The organism is Pseudoxanthomonas sp. J31 (genome assembly GCF_000510725.1).
GTDB lineage: Bacteria > Pseudomonadota > Gammaproteobacteria > Xanthomonadales > Xanthomonadaceae > Pseudoxanthomonas.
This window is the reverse complement of sequence record NZ_AZNZ01000001.1, coordinates 447,485-463,024: the sequence shown is the minus strand read 5'-3', so window position 1 is coordinate 463,024 and position 15,540 is coordinate 447,485. Positions and strand designations below refer to the sequence as shown.

Genomic DNA, 15,540 nt, shown 5'->3' with positions numbered 1-15,540 from the left:
GGTCGCGGGCCATGGTGGTTCTCCGGGAAGTCAGGCGCTGGCGGCCTGGCGGACCAGGCGGGTGAGCTGGGGCACGCAGGAGCCGCAGACGCTGCCGCAGCCCAGGCGCTGCTTCAGTGCGGGCAGGTCGGCGCCGGCCGCGACTTCGGCCCGGATCGCCGATTCGCTGACCTGGCGGCAGACGCAGACCACCGCATCGCGCGCCACTTCGGGCAGCGCGGCAAAGGCGGCCAGGCGCGAACCCTGCCAGGGCTCGCCCGCCAGCGCGGTGCGCAGCAGGGCTTCACCGCCGGGTCGCACGTCGCTCCAGAGCAGGCCATCGATACGGCTGGCACCTGCGGCAACGCGCCAGGCCACGCGCTTGAGCTGGCCGCGGCGGGCGTCGCGGTACTCGAGGGTGTCGACGGAGGCGGCCAGGCCCAGCGCGTTCTCCAGCGCGGCCTGCCAGTCGGCTGGCATGGCCGCGGCGGCGGCGGCGCGCAGCACCACCCAGCCGCTGCCTTCGACCGCCTCCGGATCCACGTCCGGCTGCAGCGTGACCGATGCATAGCCGCAGGCCGCAAGCAGCGGCTGCACCGCCGCGTGCATCGCCAGCACGTCGCCACGGCGCGCGGCCAGCAGATGCCAGCCGAACTCCGCCCTCTCCACCCGCACCGCGGCGTGCTTGAGCTCGGGCTGGCGCGAGCGCGCATCCACCGCCGGCTGGCTGAGCTCGTTGATGCCGCCGCTGGACAGGTGCTGGCCGCTCCAGTGCATGGCCGCGAACACGGTGCCGGAGCCGACCTCGTCGGACAGCTCCAGGGGCAATACCAGGCCGCCGCGCTTGCTGGACACGCGCACCAGCTCGCCAGCCCTGAGGCCGCGCCGTGCCGCATCCTCCGGGTGCATGCGCAGCGCGGGCTCGGGGCTGTGCGTGTACAGCGCCGGCACCCGCCCGGTGCGCGACATGCCATGCCACTGGTCGCGCAGGCGCCCGGTCAGCAGGCGCAGCGGGAAGCGCGCCGACGTCGGCTCGGCGACTGGCCGGTACGGGGTGGCGTGGAAGCGTGCGCGACCATCGGCGGTGGCGAACACGCCGTCGGCATAGCGACGCGCGTCACCCTGCTCCGCACCGGCCCGGAACGGCCACTGCTGCGGACCGCGTTGCTCCAGCACGGCGTAATCCAGCCCGCCGATATCCAGGTCGCGGCCCACGGTCAGCGCTCGGTGCTCGGCGAAGATCGCCGCAGGCGTGTCGGCGGCAAACAGCGGCGCGGCGCCCGGTGCGGCCAGTCGCGCTTCCAGCCGCAGCGCGACCTCGCGTGCGATCCACCAGTCCGGACGCGCCTGCCCCGGCGGCGCCACCGCGGCGCGCACGCGCGAGATGCGGCGTTCGGAATTGGTGACCGTGCCCTCCTTCTCGCCCCAGGTGGCGGCCGGCAGCAGCACGTCGGCATAAGGCACAGTATCGATATTGGCGAAGGCCTCCTGCACGATCACCAGCTCGGCGCGCTGCAGCGCCTCGCGTACCGGGCTGAGGTCGGGCATCGAATGCGCGGGATTGGTGCATGCGATCCAGATGGCCTTGATCCGGCCGGCGCGCACCGCCTCGAACAACTCCACCGCCGCCAGCCCCGGCTGTGGCGGCAGGCTGCCCTGCGGCAGCTGCCACAAGGCCTCCACCTCGGCGCGGTGCGCCGGATCGGTGATCTCGCGGTGCGCGGCCAGCATGGTCGCCATGCCGCCGACCTCGCGCCCGCCCATGGCATTGGGCTGGCCGGTCAGCGAGAACGGCCCCGCCCCCGGGCGGCCCAGCTGGCGGGTGGCCAGGTGCAGGTGGATCAGGGCGAGGTTCTTGTCGGTGCCGTGCACCGACTGGTTCAGGCCCATGCAGTACAGCGACAGCGACGCCGCGCTGCGTCCGAACCACTCGGCCGCGGTGACCAGGTCCTCGACCGGCACGCCGCAGATCTCCGCCGCCATGCGCGGGGTGTAGTCGCGCAGCAGGCGCTTGAGTTCGCTGAAGCCGGTGGTGTGGCGGTCGATGAAGTCCTGGTCGAGCAGCCCCTCCCACACCAGGTGGTGGAGCATGCCATTGAACAGGGCCACGTCGGTGCCGGGCTGGATCAGCAGGTGCAGGTCGGCCATGGCCGCGGTATCGGTGCGGCGTGGATCGACCACGATCCAGCGCACGTCCGGATCCTTCGCCCTCGCCTCCTCCAGCCGCCGGAACAGCACCGGATGCGCCCAGGCGGCATTGCTGCCCGCGAACAGCACGGTCTTCGCCTGCTCCAGGTCCTCGTAGCAGGTGGGCGGGCCGTCGGCGCCGAAGGCCAGCTTGTAGCCGGTCACCGCGGCGGACATGCACAGCCGCGAGTTGGTATCGATGTTGTTGGTCCGCAGCAGGCCCTTGGCCAGCTTGTTGAAGACGTAGTAGTCCTCGGTCAGCAGCTGCCCGGACAGGTAGAACGCCACCGCGTCCGGACCATGGCGCTCGACGATGTTGGCCAGGCGGTCGGCCACGCTGTCCAGCGCCACCGCCCAGTCCGCCGGCCGGCGCGGATCCTGGCGGCGGTGGCGCAGCTCCGGCACCAGGGCGCGGCCCTGCAGGCTGCGCGCGGTCTCGGCCAGGGTACGGCCCTTGCTGCACAGGCGGCCCCGGTTGGCCGGATGCAGGGGATCGCCTTCCACGCCCGTGATGCGTTCGCCGGCGGCATCGTGCCGGCTGTGCACCAGCACGCCGCAGCCCACGCCGCAGTAGCAGCAGGTGCTGCGGGTGGTGCGCCGCTCCACCGCCGGCGGCGCCTGCGCGGTGCGGACGGCGCCGTCCATCAGGCCACCGCCTCCGCGGCACCCGCCGGCGTGGCCAGTTCCAGCGGCAGCGCCAGCCACACCTCTTCGCCGCGCAGCTGCACCGGATAGGTGCGCGCGCAGCCCACGTCGGGGGCGCAGGCCTGGCCGTCGTCGAGGCGGATGTTCCAGCCGTGCAGCGGGCAGGTCACCGTTTTCCCGGCGACGATGCCCTGCGACAGCGGACCGCCGCGATGCGGGCAACGGTCGGCCAGGGCGAACACCTTGTCCGCCTCGGGACGGAACAGGGCGATGGCATCCGCCTGGCCGCAGTCCAGCACGCGCGATCCCAGCAGCGGGATCTCCCCGAGCGCGCACACCCGTACCCAGTTGGCGTTCATGGCCATGTCAGTCCTCCAGGGTCGCGGGGATGCGCCGCTCCGGCGCTTCCAGCTTCAGCGGTGTGTATTCGCGCGGACGCTCGCCGGCGATGCGCGCCTGCCACGGATCCGGCAGGCCCTCCAGCGCATAGAGCAGGCGCTCGTACAGCGCGCGCCGGCTTTCGGCGTCCTCGACCACCTTGCGCTTGACGTATTCCAGGCCCACGCGCTGGATGTAGTGCACGGTGCGGTCCAGGTAGTACGCCTCTTCGCGGTACAGCTGCAGGAAGGCCCCGGTGTATTCCTTCACTTCCTCGGCCGTGCGCACCTTGCACAGGAACTGCGCGACCTCGGTTCGGATCCCGCCGTTGCCGCCGACGTGGATCTCCCAGCCGGACTCCACCGCGATGATGCCCACGTCCTTGATCCCGCTTTCGGCGCAGTTGCGCGGGCAACCGGACACGGCGAGCTTGACCTTGTGCGGGCTCCACATGTTGGCCAGCATGGTTTCCAGGTCGATGCCCATCTGCGTGCTGTTCTGGGTGCCGAAGCGGCAGAACTCGCTGCCCACGCAGGTCTTCACCGTGCGGATCGATTTGCCGTAGGCGTGGCCGGACTTCATCCCCAGGTCGCGCCAGACATCGACCAGGTCCTCCTTGCGCACGCCCAGCAGGTCGATGCGCTGGCCACCGGTGACCTTGACCATGGGGATGGCGTACCTGTCGGCGACGTCGGCGATACGGCGCAGCTCGGAGGGATTGGTGACGCCGCCCTTCATCTGCGGCACCACTGAGAAGGTGCCGTCCTTCTGGATGTTGGCGTGGGCGCGCTCGTTGATGAAGCGGCTCTGCGGGTCGTCCACGGCCTCGCGCGGCCAGGTCGAGAGCATGTAGTAGTTGATCGCCGGCCGGCAGGTGGCGCAGCCGTTGGGCGTGCGCCATTCCATGAAGGCGTAGGCCTGGGCGTGGCTGACCAGGTGGTGCTCGCGGATCGCCTGGCGCACCTCGCCATGGGCGAGGCTGGTGCAGCCGCACACCGCCTTGGTCTTGGGCGTCTCCTGGAAGTTGGAACCCAGGCAGTTCATCAGGATCTGCTCGACCAGGCCGGTGCACGAGCCGCAGGAACTGGCGGCCTTGGTGTGCTTCTTGACCTCGTCCACGGTGAACAGGCCCTGCTCGCGCACCGTCTTGACGATGGTGCCCTTGCACACGCCGTTGCAGCCGCAGACCTCATCGGTGTCGGCCATGGTTGCGGCGCGGTCCTGGCCGGCGGTGCCGGCCTCGCCCATCGCGGTCTCGCCGAAGGCCAGGGTGTCGCGGCGCCCGCCGATCGCGGTGCCGTCCTTGATCTGCTTGAAGTACCACGCGCCGTCGGCGGTGTCGCCGTACAGGCAGGCACCGACCAGGCGGTCGTCGCGGATCACCAGCTTGCGGTACAGGCCGGCGGCCGGATCCGACAGCACGATCTCCTCGGTCCCCTCCCCGCCCATGAAGTCGCCGGCGGAGAACAGGTCGATGCCGGTGACCTTGAGCTTGGTCGACACCGCCGAGCCCTTGTAGATACCGATGCCGAAGGTGGCCAGGTGGTTGGCGCAGATCTTTGCCTGCTCGAACAGCGGCGCGACCAGGCCGTAGGCGATGCCACGGTGCGCCGCGCATTCGCCCACCGCGTACACCCGCGGGTCGTAGGTCTGCAGGGTGTCGTTGACCACGATGCCGCGGTTGCAGTGGATGCCGGCGGCCTGGGCCAGGGCGGTGTTGGGACGGATGCCCGCGGCCATGACCACCAGGTCGGCGGCGACCTCCCCGCCGTCGGAAAAGCGCACCGCGGCCACTTCGCCAGCCTCGTTGCCGACGATCTCCGTGGTCGAGGTGTTGAGCCGGAACTCCAGCCCGCGCTCGCGCAGCGACTTCTCCAGCAGCGCACCAGCCACCGGGTCGAGCTGGCGCTCCAGCAGCCAGCCGGCCAGGTGCACCACGGTCACCTCCATGCCGCGCTGCCTGAGGCCGTTGGCCGCCTCCAGCCCGAGCAGCCCACCGCCGATCACCACCGCGTTCCGCTTCACCTTCGCGGTCTCGATCATGGTGCGGGTGTCGTGGATGTCGCGGTAGCCGATGACGCCCTTCAGGTCCTTGCCGGGGATCGGCAGGATGAAGGGCACCGAACCGGTGGCCAGCAGCAGGCGGTCGTACTCGGCCTCGGTGCCGTCGGCCGCCACCACCCTGCGGCGCACGCGGTCGATCCGGGTGACCTCCTTGCCCAGGTGCAGGGTGATGCCGTTGTCCGCGTACCAGGACAGCGGATTGAGCACGATGTCGTCGAAGTCCTGCTCGCCGGCCAGCACCGGCGACAGCAGGATGCGGTTGTAGTTGGGATGCGGCTCGGCGCCGAACACCGTGATGTCGTACATCCCGGGCACCAGCTTCAGCAGCTCCTCGAGCGTGCGGATGCCGGCCATGCCGTTGCCCACCACCACCAGCCTGGGCTTCTTCATCGTGTTTCCTCGCTTGGCCCCTGCAGGGCCAGGGTCATGAACGTGGAACAGGGGTCCTCGACGTAATCCGCGAACGGAGCGCAGGGACGGAAGCCGGCACGCGCGTACAGCGCGCGTGCCGGCACATAGGCGGGCTGGCTGCCGGTCTCCAGGCTGAGCCGCCGGTAGCCGCGACGGCGCGCCTCTTCGACCACCCGCGACAGCAGCGCCGCCGCCACGCCGCGGCGACGCGCGCGCGCCACGGTGCGCATCGACTTGACCTCGCCGTGGGCCGGATCCAGCTCGCGCAGCGCGGCACAGCCGAGCAGCACGTCGCCATCCCATGCGCTCCAGAAGGTGATGTCCGGCGCGCGCAGGCGGTCGAGGTCCAGCGCATGCACGCTTTCCGGCGGCGACAGCCGGTACATCTCGTCCAGGTGCTCCTGCAGCAGCGCCGCGATCTCCGGACCGGTCAGCGGATCGACCACGATCCGCAGCGGTGCCGCGTGCTGGGAGGAGTCGCCTTCCATGGCAACAAAGGGGTCGTGCGATGTCATCGTCGGACTGGCCATGGCCGGCTGCACTCAGGCGGTCCCGGCAGTGGCGCCCGGCGCCGGCGACGAAGCGGGCGCAGGGGGCACAAGGGCGGCACCGGCGGCGGTGCGGGCATGGGTCGCGTACATGGTCAGGCCGACGAAGGTCAGGCCGCCGACCAGGTTGCCGACCACGGTCGGGATCTCGTTCCAGACCAGGTAGTCGCCGAAGGAGAACTGCCCGCCGAGCATCAGTCCGCTCGGGAACAGGAACATGTTGACGATGGAGTGCTCGAAGCCCATGTAGAAGAACACCATGATCGGCATCCACATGGCGATGACCTTGCCGGACACGTGGGAGGACACCATCGCCCCAACCACGCCGGTGGAGACCATCCAGTTGCACAGCACGCCGCGCACGAACAGGGTCAGCATCCCGGCCGCGCCGTGGGCGGCATAGCCCAGGGTGCGCGCCTCGCCGATATGCCCCAGCTTCTGGCCGATGGCATCCGGCGCGGTGCTGAAGCCGAAGGTGACGATGATCGACATGAACACCGCCACCGTCAGCGCGCCGGCGAAGTTGCCCGCGAACACCAGGCCCCAGTTGCGCAGCACCCCGCGCCAGGTGCAGCCGGGGCGGCGGTCGATCACCGCCAGCGGGCACAGGGTGAACACGCCGGTGAGCAGGTCGAAGCCGAGCAGGTAGAGGATGCAGAAGCCGACCGGGAACAGCAGCGCGCCCAGCAGCGGCTGCCCGGTCTGCACGGTGACGGTCACCGCGAACGCGGCCGCCAGGGCGAGGATCGCGCCGGCCATGTAGGCGCGGATCACGGTGTCGCGGGTGGACATCAGGATCTTGGACTGGCCTGCGTCGACCATCTTCGCGGCCAGTTCGGAGGGGCTCACGTAGCTCATGGCGGTCTGCCTGCTGTGGGGGAGGAAGGAACTGAAGGAACCGCTACACGCGGGCGTCGCCGAGGCGTGCCCAGCCGACGCGCCAGCGCTGCTTCACCCCGACCAGGCACAGCGAGGCCGCCAGGGCGATGCCGGCGAACAGCCACAGCCCCGGGCCGTAGCTGCCGGCCTGCTGCTTGACCACGCCAAGCCCGGCCGCCAGCAGGAAGCCGCCCACGCCTCCGGCCATGCCGATCAGCCCGGTCATCAGCCCGATCTCGGCACCGAAGCGCTGCGGCACCAGCTGGAACACCGCGCCGTTGCCCGCGCCCAGGCACAGCAGGGTCAGCACGAACAGGGCCACGGTCACCACCGGGCCGCCCACCTGCAAGGCCGCGGCGGCCACCAGCACCGTCACCGCGGCGTACACCGCCTGCAGCGAACGGGTGCCGCCGATGCGGTCGGCGATCACGCCGCCGAGCGGCCGCATCACCGAGCCGGCCAGCACGCAGGCGGCGGTGGCCCAGCCGGCGACCTTCGGTTCGAACGCGAACTGGTCGTGGAAATAGCCCGGCAGCGCGCTGGCGAAGCCGGAGAAGCCGCCGAAGGTGATCGCGTAGAAGAACATGAACCACCACGAGTCGCGGTTGCCGACCAGCACCCGTGCGTAGTCGCCCAGTCCCTTGCGCGCCACCACCACCGGCGCCTCGCGCGCACAGGTCCAGAACACCGCCAGCACCAGCAGCAACGGGATGCAGGCCAGGCCGAACACGTTCTGGAAGCCGTAGGCCACTGCCAGCGCAGGCGCCAGCAGCGCGGCGAACACGGTGCCGGAGTTGCCGGCGCCGGCGATGCCCATCGCCGTGCCCTGGTGCTGCGGCGGATACCAGCGCGAGGCCAGCGGCAGCGCCACCGCGAACGAGGCGCCGGCCACGCCCAGCATCACGCCCAGCAGCAGCACCTGGCCGAAGCTGTGCACGCCCAGCCGCCAGGCCACGGCCAGCGCGGCGATCACCACGATCTGCGCCAGCACGCCGGTGGTCTTGGCGCCGATGCGGTCGGCCAGCAGGCCGAGGAACAGGCGCAGCACGGCACCGCACAGGATCGGCACGGCCACCATCAGCGCGCGCTGCTGGGTGTCCAGTTGCAGCGCCTGCGCGATCTGCACCTGCATCGGGCCCAGCAGGTACCAGACCATGAAGCTGAGGTCGAAGTAGAGGAAGGCCGACAGCAGGGTCGGCGTGTGTCCGGCTTTCCAGAACGAACGGTCCATCCGGGTCTCTCCTGGCAGCGGTGGGGGCACCGCGGAGCTGGAAACAAAAAAGCGCCTCCCGGCCGGGTGGCCGGAAGACGCCGTTGTCTTCGTGCCGGCCGCCGTTGGCCGGACTTGCAGGTTTTGGTGCGGGCACCTCGTTGCACCCGCACCATGGACTACGCAATCAGCGTGCCAACGTCCGCTGCGATGCAGCACGGACCACCGGAAGCCTTGTGCCGCCTGCGTTCCGCCGGAATCCAGGGACGCCGGGGCGGCGTGCCCGGACGCGCGCCACGACCGGCGTCATGCACCTCCGCGGTGCCATCGCGCACCGTGCGCGTGCACGTCGCGCTCAGGGCGGCGCGGGTGCGCCCGGGCGCGAATCCCCATCCGGCACCGGCACGCCCAGCAGCGCCGCGGCCTCGCGGTAGCTGCCGGTGCGGAACACATCCACCAACCATGCCTCGTCGCCATCCGCCGGCGGCAGCCAGCCCCAGCGGCGGAACTGGCCCAGGATCCAGCGGCCATCGGAGATCCACGGGAAGTTCGCCTGGCCATCGGCGTGGAACTGCAGGACCTGGCCGGGCTCGCCCGCCGGCAGCAGGCCGGCGAGCAGGCGCTGCGCCGGCACGCCGATCGCATCGTCGGCCGACAGCCACTGCGCGGCCTGGCGGCGGTGGTCCGGATCGGCGTCCAGCCAGCGGCAGCCTTCCAGCACCGCCGCGGTAAGCGCGACCGACACCTCCGGCTCCAGCGCGGCGAAGCTGCGGCGCGTCGCCAGCACCTTTTCCGGATGCCCGGGCCACAGCTGCCCGCTGGCGGCCACGCGCCGGCCCGCGCCCAGGTTCTCGGCCTCCGCGCCCCAGGGTTCGCCGGCGCAGAAGCCATCCAGCTCGCCCGCCGCCAGCGCCTGCGGCATGCGCGGCGGCGGCAGGGTCACCGCCTCGATGTCGCGCAGCGGATCCACGCCCTGCGCGGCGAGCCAGTAGTAGAGCCAGAGCGCATGGGTGCCCGTGGGGAAGGTCTGGGCGAATACCGGCCGGCGCGGCAGCGCGCGCAGCAGCTCCGGCAGCGGACCGCCCTCGGCCAGGCCGGCGGCCAGCGCCGGTGACAGCACGATCGCCTGGCCGTTGCGGTTGAGCCCCAGCAGGATGGCCAGGTCCGCCTGCGGCCCGCCGATCCCCGCCTGCACGCCCAGCACCATCGCCGACATCGCCTGCGCCGCGTCCAGCGCGCCGGTGAGCAGGCGGTCGCGCAGCGTGGCCCACGACGGCTGTCGGTGCAGGCGCAGCTGCAGGCCGTGGCGCCGGTCCAGGCCCAGGTGCGAGGCGGCCAGCAGGGGCGCGGCGTCCAGCAGCGGCATGAAGCCCACGTCCAGCGGGCGGAGGAAGGCGGTGGTGGCGCGGGTATCGGTCATGCGGTCAGCCCAGCAGGTCGGCCATGGCCAGGATGCGGCGCGCCACGTCCGCGAGCTTGAGGCCCTGCTTCATCGCCTGCTGGCGCAGCGTGGCGTAGGCCTCGGCCTCGCTCATGCCGCGCCGGTCGATCAGCAGGCCCTTGGCGCGTTCGATGCCCTTGCGGTCCTGCAGCCGCTGTTCCAGCTCGTCCACGCGCTGGCGCACATGCGCCTGCTGCTCGAAGCGGGCCATGGCCACGCGCAGGATCGAGGCCAGCCGCCCGGGCGCCAGCCCGTCGACCACGTAGGCGGCCACGCCGGCGCCAAGCGCCTGGCGGATCAGGCGCTCGTCGTCGTCGGCGGAGAACACCACCACCGGGCGCGGCGCGTGGCGGTCGATCATCGCCAGCTGCTCGAGGGTGTCGCGCGAGGGCGATTCCACGTCCAGGATCACCACGTCCGGCTGCTGTTCCTGCACCGCGCGCAGCAAGCCGGCAGTGGCCACCGGCTCCAGCACCTCGCAGCCGGCATCGGCCAGCGCCTGCCGCAGCTCGGCGATCGGCTTGTCCGTGTCGTTGACCAGGAGGACGCGCGGCATCGGGACGGGGCGGCGGGGGATGCGCCTGATGTTGCCATGCAACATCGCCGCTGTGGGAACCGGTCGCGCCGGGCACGCGCGGCGGTCCCGGCGGCAAACCGCGGCAGCGGTCACTGATCGCGCAACTGGGCCGGTGCAGCCCCTCAACCGCCGCGCTGCCGCGGCCGTTAGGGAAACAGGTCGCGGGACAGCGTCCCCCGCCGCGAACGGCTGCGGCCAGGTGCCGCCAGGCCGGCCCGCCTTCCCGGGCCGCACCACCGGCTGCGCCGTTTCCGTTCGCGGCATGCCCCCCCGGCATGGCGCCCGCCCGCGTCCGCCCGCCGCGCCCTCCCCCAGGTCCAGACATCCCCCATGAACGCCCCGCGCCCCCATACCCCAGGCACGCCCGCGGCCCCAGGCCACTCCACCCCGGCTACCGCCGCGCTTGCCGCGGCCATGCCCACGCTCGCGCCGGCCGATCCGCTCGGCCCGCTGGGCAAGCTCGTCCTGGCGGCAGGCATCGTCGTGGGCGTGGCCCTCTTCGCCCGGGCCACCTGGCGCTACCTGTTCGGGCCGCAGTACCCGGCCTCGCACCCGGCGGTGATCTCCTTGTTCAACGCCCGCGACGCGGCGATCGATGCCGCGGTGTCGGCCGACCACATGCGCCTGCACGGCTACATGGCCGAGCTGGAAACCCTGCTGATCGCGCGCCTGCCGGACGACATCAACGAGGCCTCGCTGTACATCGCCGAGGCCACCTGCGCCCGCGACATCCTCTCCGGGATCGCCGCCACCGATCCGGAAGGCGCCGAGCAGCTGCTGCACGCGCTGCACCGCGCCGGCTTCGTGGTGCCGGCGGACCTGGAATTCCTGCAGGCCCACCCCCGCGCCGGGATGTCGCTGGCGGCGCAGTAGGCCTGCCCGGCCGTGCCGGCCCCGCGCGGCCCGGGGACGCGGTCCCGGGGCCGGGCCGCCATCACGAAGCTGAAGCGGCCCTGCCGGCACGCCGGCCATTGACCTGCATCAAGGACAGGCACCGCGGGCGGGCCTAGCCTCGCTCCATGGCCAGCCTGTCCTCCCTGTTCGATCCCGAGCTGCTGCGGCGCTACGACGTGCCGGGCCCGCGCTACACCTCCTACCCGACCGCGCCGCAGTTCACCCCCGGCTTCGGCGAAGCGGACCTGCGCGCGGTGGCGGCCGCCAGCAACGGCGACCCGATCCCGCGGCCGATCTCCCTGTACCTGCACGTGCCGTTCTGCACCAGTCCGTGCTTCTATTGCGGCTGCAACCGGATCATCACCCGCGACAAGGCGCGCGGCACCGCGTACCTGACCCGGCTGTACCGCGAGATCGGCATGGCCTCCGAACTGTTCGACCGCGACCGCGACGTGGAGCAGGTGCATTTCGGCGGCGGCACCCCCAACTTCCTGGACCCGCTGCAGATCGCCGAGGTGATGGACGTGCTGCGCCGGCACTTCCACTTCGCCCCGGGCGCGCGCATGGACTGCTCGATCGAGCTGGACCCGCGCTTCATCACCCCGGCCGAGGTCGGCGAGCTGGCCGCGGCCGGCTTCAACCGCGCCAGCCTGGGCGTGCAGGACTTCGATCCGGCGGTGCAGGAGGCGGTCAACCGCGTGCAGGGCGTGGCCCAGACCCTGGGCATCATCGACGCCTGCCGCGCGCACGGCTTCCGTTCGGTCAACGTGGACCTGATTTACGGCCTGCCGAAGCAGACCCTGGAGGGCTTCTCGCGCACCTTGGACATCACCCTGCAGGCGCGCCCGGACCGGCTGGCGATCTACGGCTACGCGCACCTGCCGAGCATCTTCCGCCCGCAGCAGCGGATCCGCGCCGAGGACCTGCCGAGCCCGGAGCAGAAGCTGGACCTGCTGCGCCTGGCGATCGAGAAACTGGGCCAGGCCGGCTACGAATACATCGGCATGGACCACTTCGCCCTGCCGACCGACGAGCTGGCCCGCGCCCAGCGCGAAGGCGGCCTGCACCGCAACTTCATGGGCTACACCACCCATGCCGAGAGCGACCTGGTGGGCCTGGGCGTGAGCGCGATCAGCCACATCGGCGCCAGCTTCAGCCAGAACCCGCGCGACATCGCCGGCTGGGAGCAGGCGATCGACGAGGGCCGCCTGCCGGTGTGGCGCGGCATGCGCATGGACGAGGACGACGTGGTCCGCGCCGACGTGATCCAGCAGCTGATGTGCCACGGGCGGCTGGATTTCGACGCCATCGGCCGCCGCCACGTGATCGATTTCCGCGAGTACTTCGCCGACGCCCTGGCGCGGCTGCGGCCGCTGCAGGCCGACGGCCTGGTGGAGGTCGACGGGTCCGGGCTGAGGGCGACGATGCGCGGACGCCTGCTGCTGCGTATCATCGCCATGTGCTTCGACCGCTACCTCACCGCCGCCGGGGGCTCCGCCCCCCTGTACTCGCGCACCGTCTGAACCGCGGGAGGGCGCGCGCATGAGCGGTCCCGGCGTGGTCTTCCCGCGCAGCGGCCCGGCCGTGATGGCCGACGACGGCGACGCGCTGACCTTCTGCTCCACCTGCGCCTTCTCCCAGGCCTGCATGTCCGAGGGCATGGACAAGGCCGCGCTGATGGACCTGCACGTGCTGGTGGAGCACGTCGGCCCGCTGCACCCGGGCGAGCACGTGTTCCGCGAGGGCGATCCGTTCGGCGCCATCGCCGCGGTCCGCGCCGGCACGGTGAAGACCTACCAGGTCGACCGCAACGGCCACGAGCAGGTGCTGGGCTTCCACCTGCCCGGCGAGGTGATCGGCCTCAACGCCATCCACGACGACCGCTATCCCTGCAACGCGGTGGCGCTGGACACGGTGATGCTGTGCCGGTTCTCGTTCCCCAAGATCGCGCTGCTGGCCCAGCGCCTGCCCAACCTGCAGCAACACCTGTTCCGGCTGATGAGCCGCGACATCGGCGTGGCCTCGCTGTTCGCCCGCGACAACACCGCCGACGAGCGCATGGCCGCGTTCCTGATCGGGCTGTCGCGGCGGCTGGCCGCGCGCGGCTTCTCGCCGCGCCGCTTCCAGCTGACCATGTCGCGCACCGACATCGCCAACTACCTGCGCCTGGCCCCGGAGACGGTCAGCCGCGTGCTGCGCCGCTTCGAGCAGGACGGGCTGGTGCACATCAAGCTGCGCGACGTGGAAGTGCTGGACATGCAGCGCCTGGAGGCGCTGGCGCTGGCGGTCCTGCGCGACTGAAGTCCCGCTAGTCCGGCATGTCCCGGGCGGCATCCCCCGCATCCGCCGTGTTCCCGGGATCGGCCGCGCCCGCGCACGGCAGCCCGCGTTCCTCGCGCAGGATCTCCAGCACGCGGCCGATGACCACCGGATCGCGGTAGAGCGTGTGCCCCTGGTCCACCACCAGGGTCGAGCGTGCGCCCGGCAGCAGGGCGCTTTCCAGCGGTACCAGGCCGTCACCGCCCTGCCCGTGGAGATCGCCGGCGATGGTGTGGTAGCGGATGCCCGGCGCCGGCAGCAGCGATTCGCCGGCCCGCCGCACCGGTTGTGGCGCGCGCAGGGTCCAGATGCTGTCGAGCCGGGCGAAGCGGTAGCTGTCGCGCACCTCCTCGCGCACGTCCTCCGGGTGGGCCAGCGTCACCTCCTTGAGCGCCTGGATCTCCGGTGCGCGGCGGGCCACCAGCGCCCGGGCCAGTCGCCCGGCGAAGCCCGATGCGGCCGGGCTGCCCTTGTGCGGAGCGGCGAGCATGACCACCGCGCAGACACCCGGATACGGATCGAACAGGAAGATGTCCTGGATCGCCGCCACGTCCTCCGCCGCCCCGTGGAGCTGCCCGGGGGCGACGGTGAACGCCGCATCCCACAGCACCCGTCCGCTGTCGACCGCGAGCAGGCGCGCGACCACTCCGCCCAGGCTGTGGCCGACCAGCACCATCTTCCCGCGCGCCGGGTCGTCGCCTTCGGGGTCGAGCAGTTCCCACATCCGGTCCAGGTACGTGCGGACGCGTTGCGTGGACACCAGCAGCGGGGCGTTGGTCTGGAATACGACGTGGATGACCTGGTAGCTGTCGCGCAGCACCGGATCGGCCCAGATGGCACCTGACAGTTCGGCCCAGATGATCGGGTGGCTGCCCAGCCCGTGCACCATTACCACCGGCGTCTTGCGCGGATCGTAGTCCGTGAGCAGGTAGGCGCCCGCGCGCCGGCCGATGCCATCGCCTCCGAGCAGCCCGTAGACGCCCAGCCGCGGAAGGCGCGAGGCCATCGCGCCCTTCCAGTAGGACGAGAACGCATCGAAGGAGAGCCGCATCCCGCGCCCGCCCACGGTGGTCGACGGCGTCGCCACCGGGTCGACGATGCGTACGACGGGGACGTCGTCGCCATGCTCGATCCAGGCGGTGGCCCAGCGGTAGATCCCTTCCGGCGTGTACAGCGCACAATCGGGCGCATCGGTGCAGCGGTCGGCGCGCAGCACCAGTGGCAGGCCGAAGCCGGGCTGGCGGAAGTCCCAGCCCGGCGGCACCGGGACATCCTGCGCCGGGGTGATCGTATAGGCACCGCGGGCCATCGGGCTGGCACCTTCGATCCGTAACTCCAGCTCGCGTCCGGCGATGCGCCGCCGCCCGGGTTGCCATCCGCCGGGATGGCGGCGGAACAGGTCCAGCAGCGCCCGCGTCGAACAATGGTCCGCCAGTGCGATTCCCGCATCCGGCAGGGCCACCTCCCCGTCCAGCGCGGCATGGGCCGCGGACGCGCAGTCCAGCCACAGGCGCGTGCGGATCGATGGGTCCGGCTCGCGCGCCGCGCGGCGGGCAAGCGCGGCGGCCTCCTGCTGCGTGCGTGGACCAGCCGCTGCGGCGGCAGCGGAAGGTTCGCGGGGCGTGGCCACGCAGCCGGCCAGCACTGCGGCCAGCAGCAGCGTCCCGCGACGGATCGCCGGTGCCGTCGCGTCCCGGACGCGGATGCGGCCTGGGTGCCCCGGCACCTGTTCGATCGCTGGAGAGGGCTTCCTGTGCACCGGCATGGCACCCGGGAAGGCGGCGGGATGGGAACCGGAATTTACCGGGCCATGGCCCCTGCCGCGTCAACGCGATGGGCCGGCCTGTGCGGTGCATGCATGCGGCGCCCGGGCACCTGCACCGCCGACCGGCAGGGCGCCGCCGGGGTTGCGGTGCGGAAGCCTCCAGCTCCCGCCACGGCATGCCGGCCACCTGGGACCGGACGCGCATCGCGCCCGTACTGCCTACCCCGTCACGCGACAACTGCG

General features: G+C 71.9%; 12 protein-coding genes. 3 read left to right on the top strand and 9 right to left on the bottom strand.

What is annotated here, in order from left to right; genetic code table 11:
* Window positions 1-30: 30 nt before the first annotated feature.
* From PSEJ31_RS0102095 to PSEJ31_RS0102060, 8 genes are all read right to left on the bottom strand, one after another.
* On the bottom strand, window positions 31-2,811 hold the full coding sequence (locus tag PSEJ31_RS0102095; RefSeq protein WP_028914499.1) for a nitrate reductase: 2,781 nt from the start codon (window positions 2,809-2,811) through the stop codon (window positions 31-33).
* Window positions 2,811-3,176, bottom strand: coding sequence for a nitrite reductase small subunit NirD (gene nirD / locus PSEJ31_RS0102090; protein WP_028914498.1), 366 nt, complete (start codon window positions 3,174-3,176; stop codon window positions 2,811-2,813). The genes PSEJ31_RS0102095 and nirD overlap by 1 nt, the downstream gene beginning before the upstream one ends.
* A 1-nt stretch (window position 3,177) precedes the next feature.
* Window positions 3,178-5,643, bottom strand: a complete 2,466-nt coding sequence (nirB, locus tag PSEJ31_RS0102085) for a nitrite reductase large subunit NirB (protein ID WP_037034262.1) — start codon at window positions 5,641-5,643, stop codon at window positions 3,178-3,180.
* Window positions 5,640-6,194, bottom strand: coding sequence for a GNAT family N-acetyltransferase (locus PSEJ31_RS0102080; protein ID WP_125075834.1), 555 nt, complete (start codon window positions 6,192-6,194; stop codon window positions 5,640-5,642). Before PSEJ31_RS0102080 ends, nirB begins: the two co-directional genes overlap by 4 nt.
* A 12-nt stretch (window positions 6,195-6,206) precedes the next feature.
* Entirely contained in the window at window positions 6,207-7,070 is an 864-nt protein-coding gene (locus PSEJ31_RS15525; protein ID WP_037034260.1) for a formate/nitrite transporter family protein, read from the bottom strand.
* A gap of 43 nt (window positions 7,071-7,113) precedes the next feature.
* A complete protein-coding gene (locus PSEJ31_RS0102070; protein ID WP_028914496.1) occupies window positions 7,114-8,283 on the bottom strand; it encodes a nitrate/nitrite transporter in 1,170 nt (389 codons plus the stop codon).
* A 373-nt stretch (window positions 8,284-8,656) separates the two neighbouring features.
* A complete protein-coding gene (locus PSEJ31_RS0102065) occupies window positions 8,657-9,721 on the bottom strand; it encodes a CmpA/NrtA family ABC transporter substrate-binding protein (protein WP_037034254.1) in 1,065 nt (354 codons plus the stop codon).
* Between the two features lie 4 nt (window positions 9,722-9,725).
* Window positions 9,726-10,298, bottom strand: a complete 573-nt coding sequence (locus PSEJ31_RS0102060; RefSeq protein WP_028914494.1) for an ANTAR domain-containing protein — start codon at window positions 10,296-10,298, stop codon at window positions 9,726-9,728.
* Window positions 10,299-10,733: 435 nt separating this feature from the next.
* Here PSEJ31_RS0102060 and PSEJ31_RS15520 point away from each other — a divergent pair, with 435 nt between their 5' ends.
* From PSEJ31_RS15520 to PSEJ31_RS0102045, 3 genes are all read left to right on the top strand, one after another.
* Window positions 10,734-11,192 (top strand): hypothetical protein, encoded by a 459-nt coding sequence (locus tag PSEJ31_RS15520; protein ID WP_019398266.1) that lies wholly within the window; start codon window positions 10,734-10,736, stop codon window positions 11,190-11,192.
* Between the two features lie 146 nt (window positions 11,193-11,338).
* The gene (gene hemN, locus PSEJ31_RS0102050; protein ID WP_028914493.1) at window positions 11,339-12,736 is read left to right on the top strand and encodes an oxygen-independent coproporphyrinogen III oxidase; all 1,398 of its coding nucleotides are present in this window, start codon (window positions 11,339-11,341) and stop codon (window positions 12,734-12,736) included.
* Between the two features lie 19 nt (window positions 12,737-12,755).
* Window positions 12,756-13,514 carry a helix-turn-helix domain-containing protein gene (locus PSEJ31_RS0102045; protein ID WP_051403606.1) on the top strand — a complete coding sequence of 253 codons (759 nt, stop codon included), beginning with the start codon at window positions 12,756-12,758 and terminating at the stop codon, window positions 13,512-13,514.
* 7 nt (window positions 13,515-13,521) lie between these two features.
* Here PSEJ31_RS0102045 and PSEJ31_RS0102040 read toward each other — a convergent pair whose 3' ends face one another.
* A complete protein-coding gene (locus tag PSEJ31_RS0102040; protein WP_198015013.1) occupies window positions 13,522-15,297 on the bottom strand; it encodes an alpha/beta hydrolase in 1,776 nt (591 codons plus the stop codon).
* Window positions 15,298-15,540: the final 243 nt, after the last annotated feature.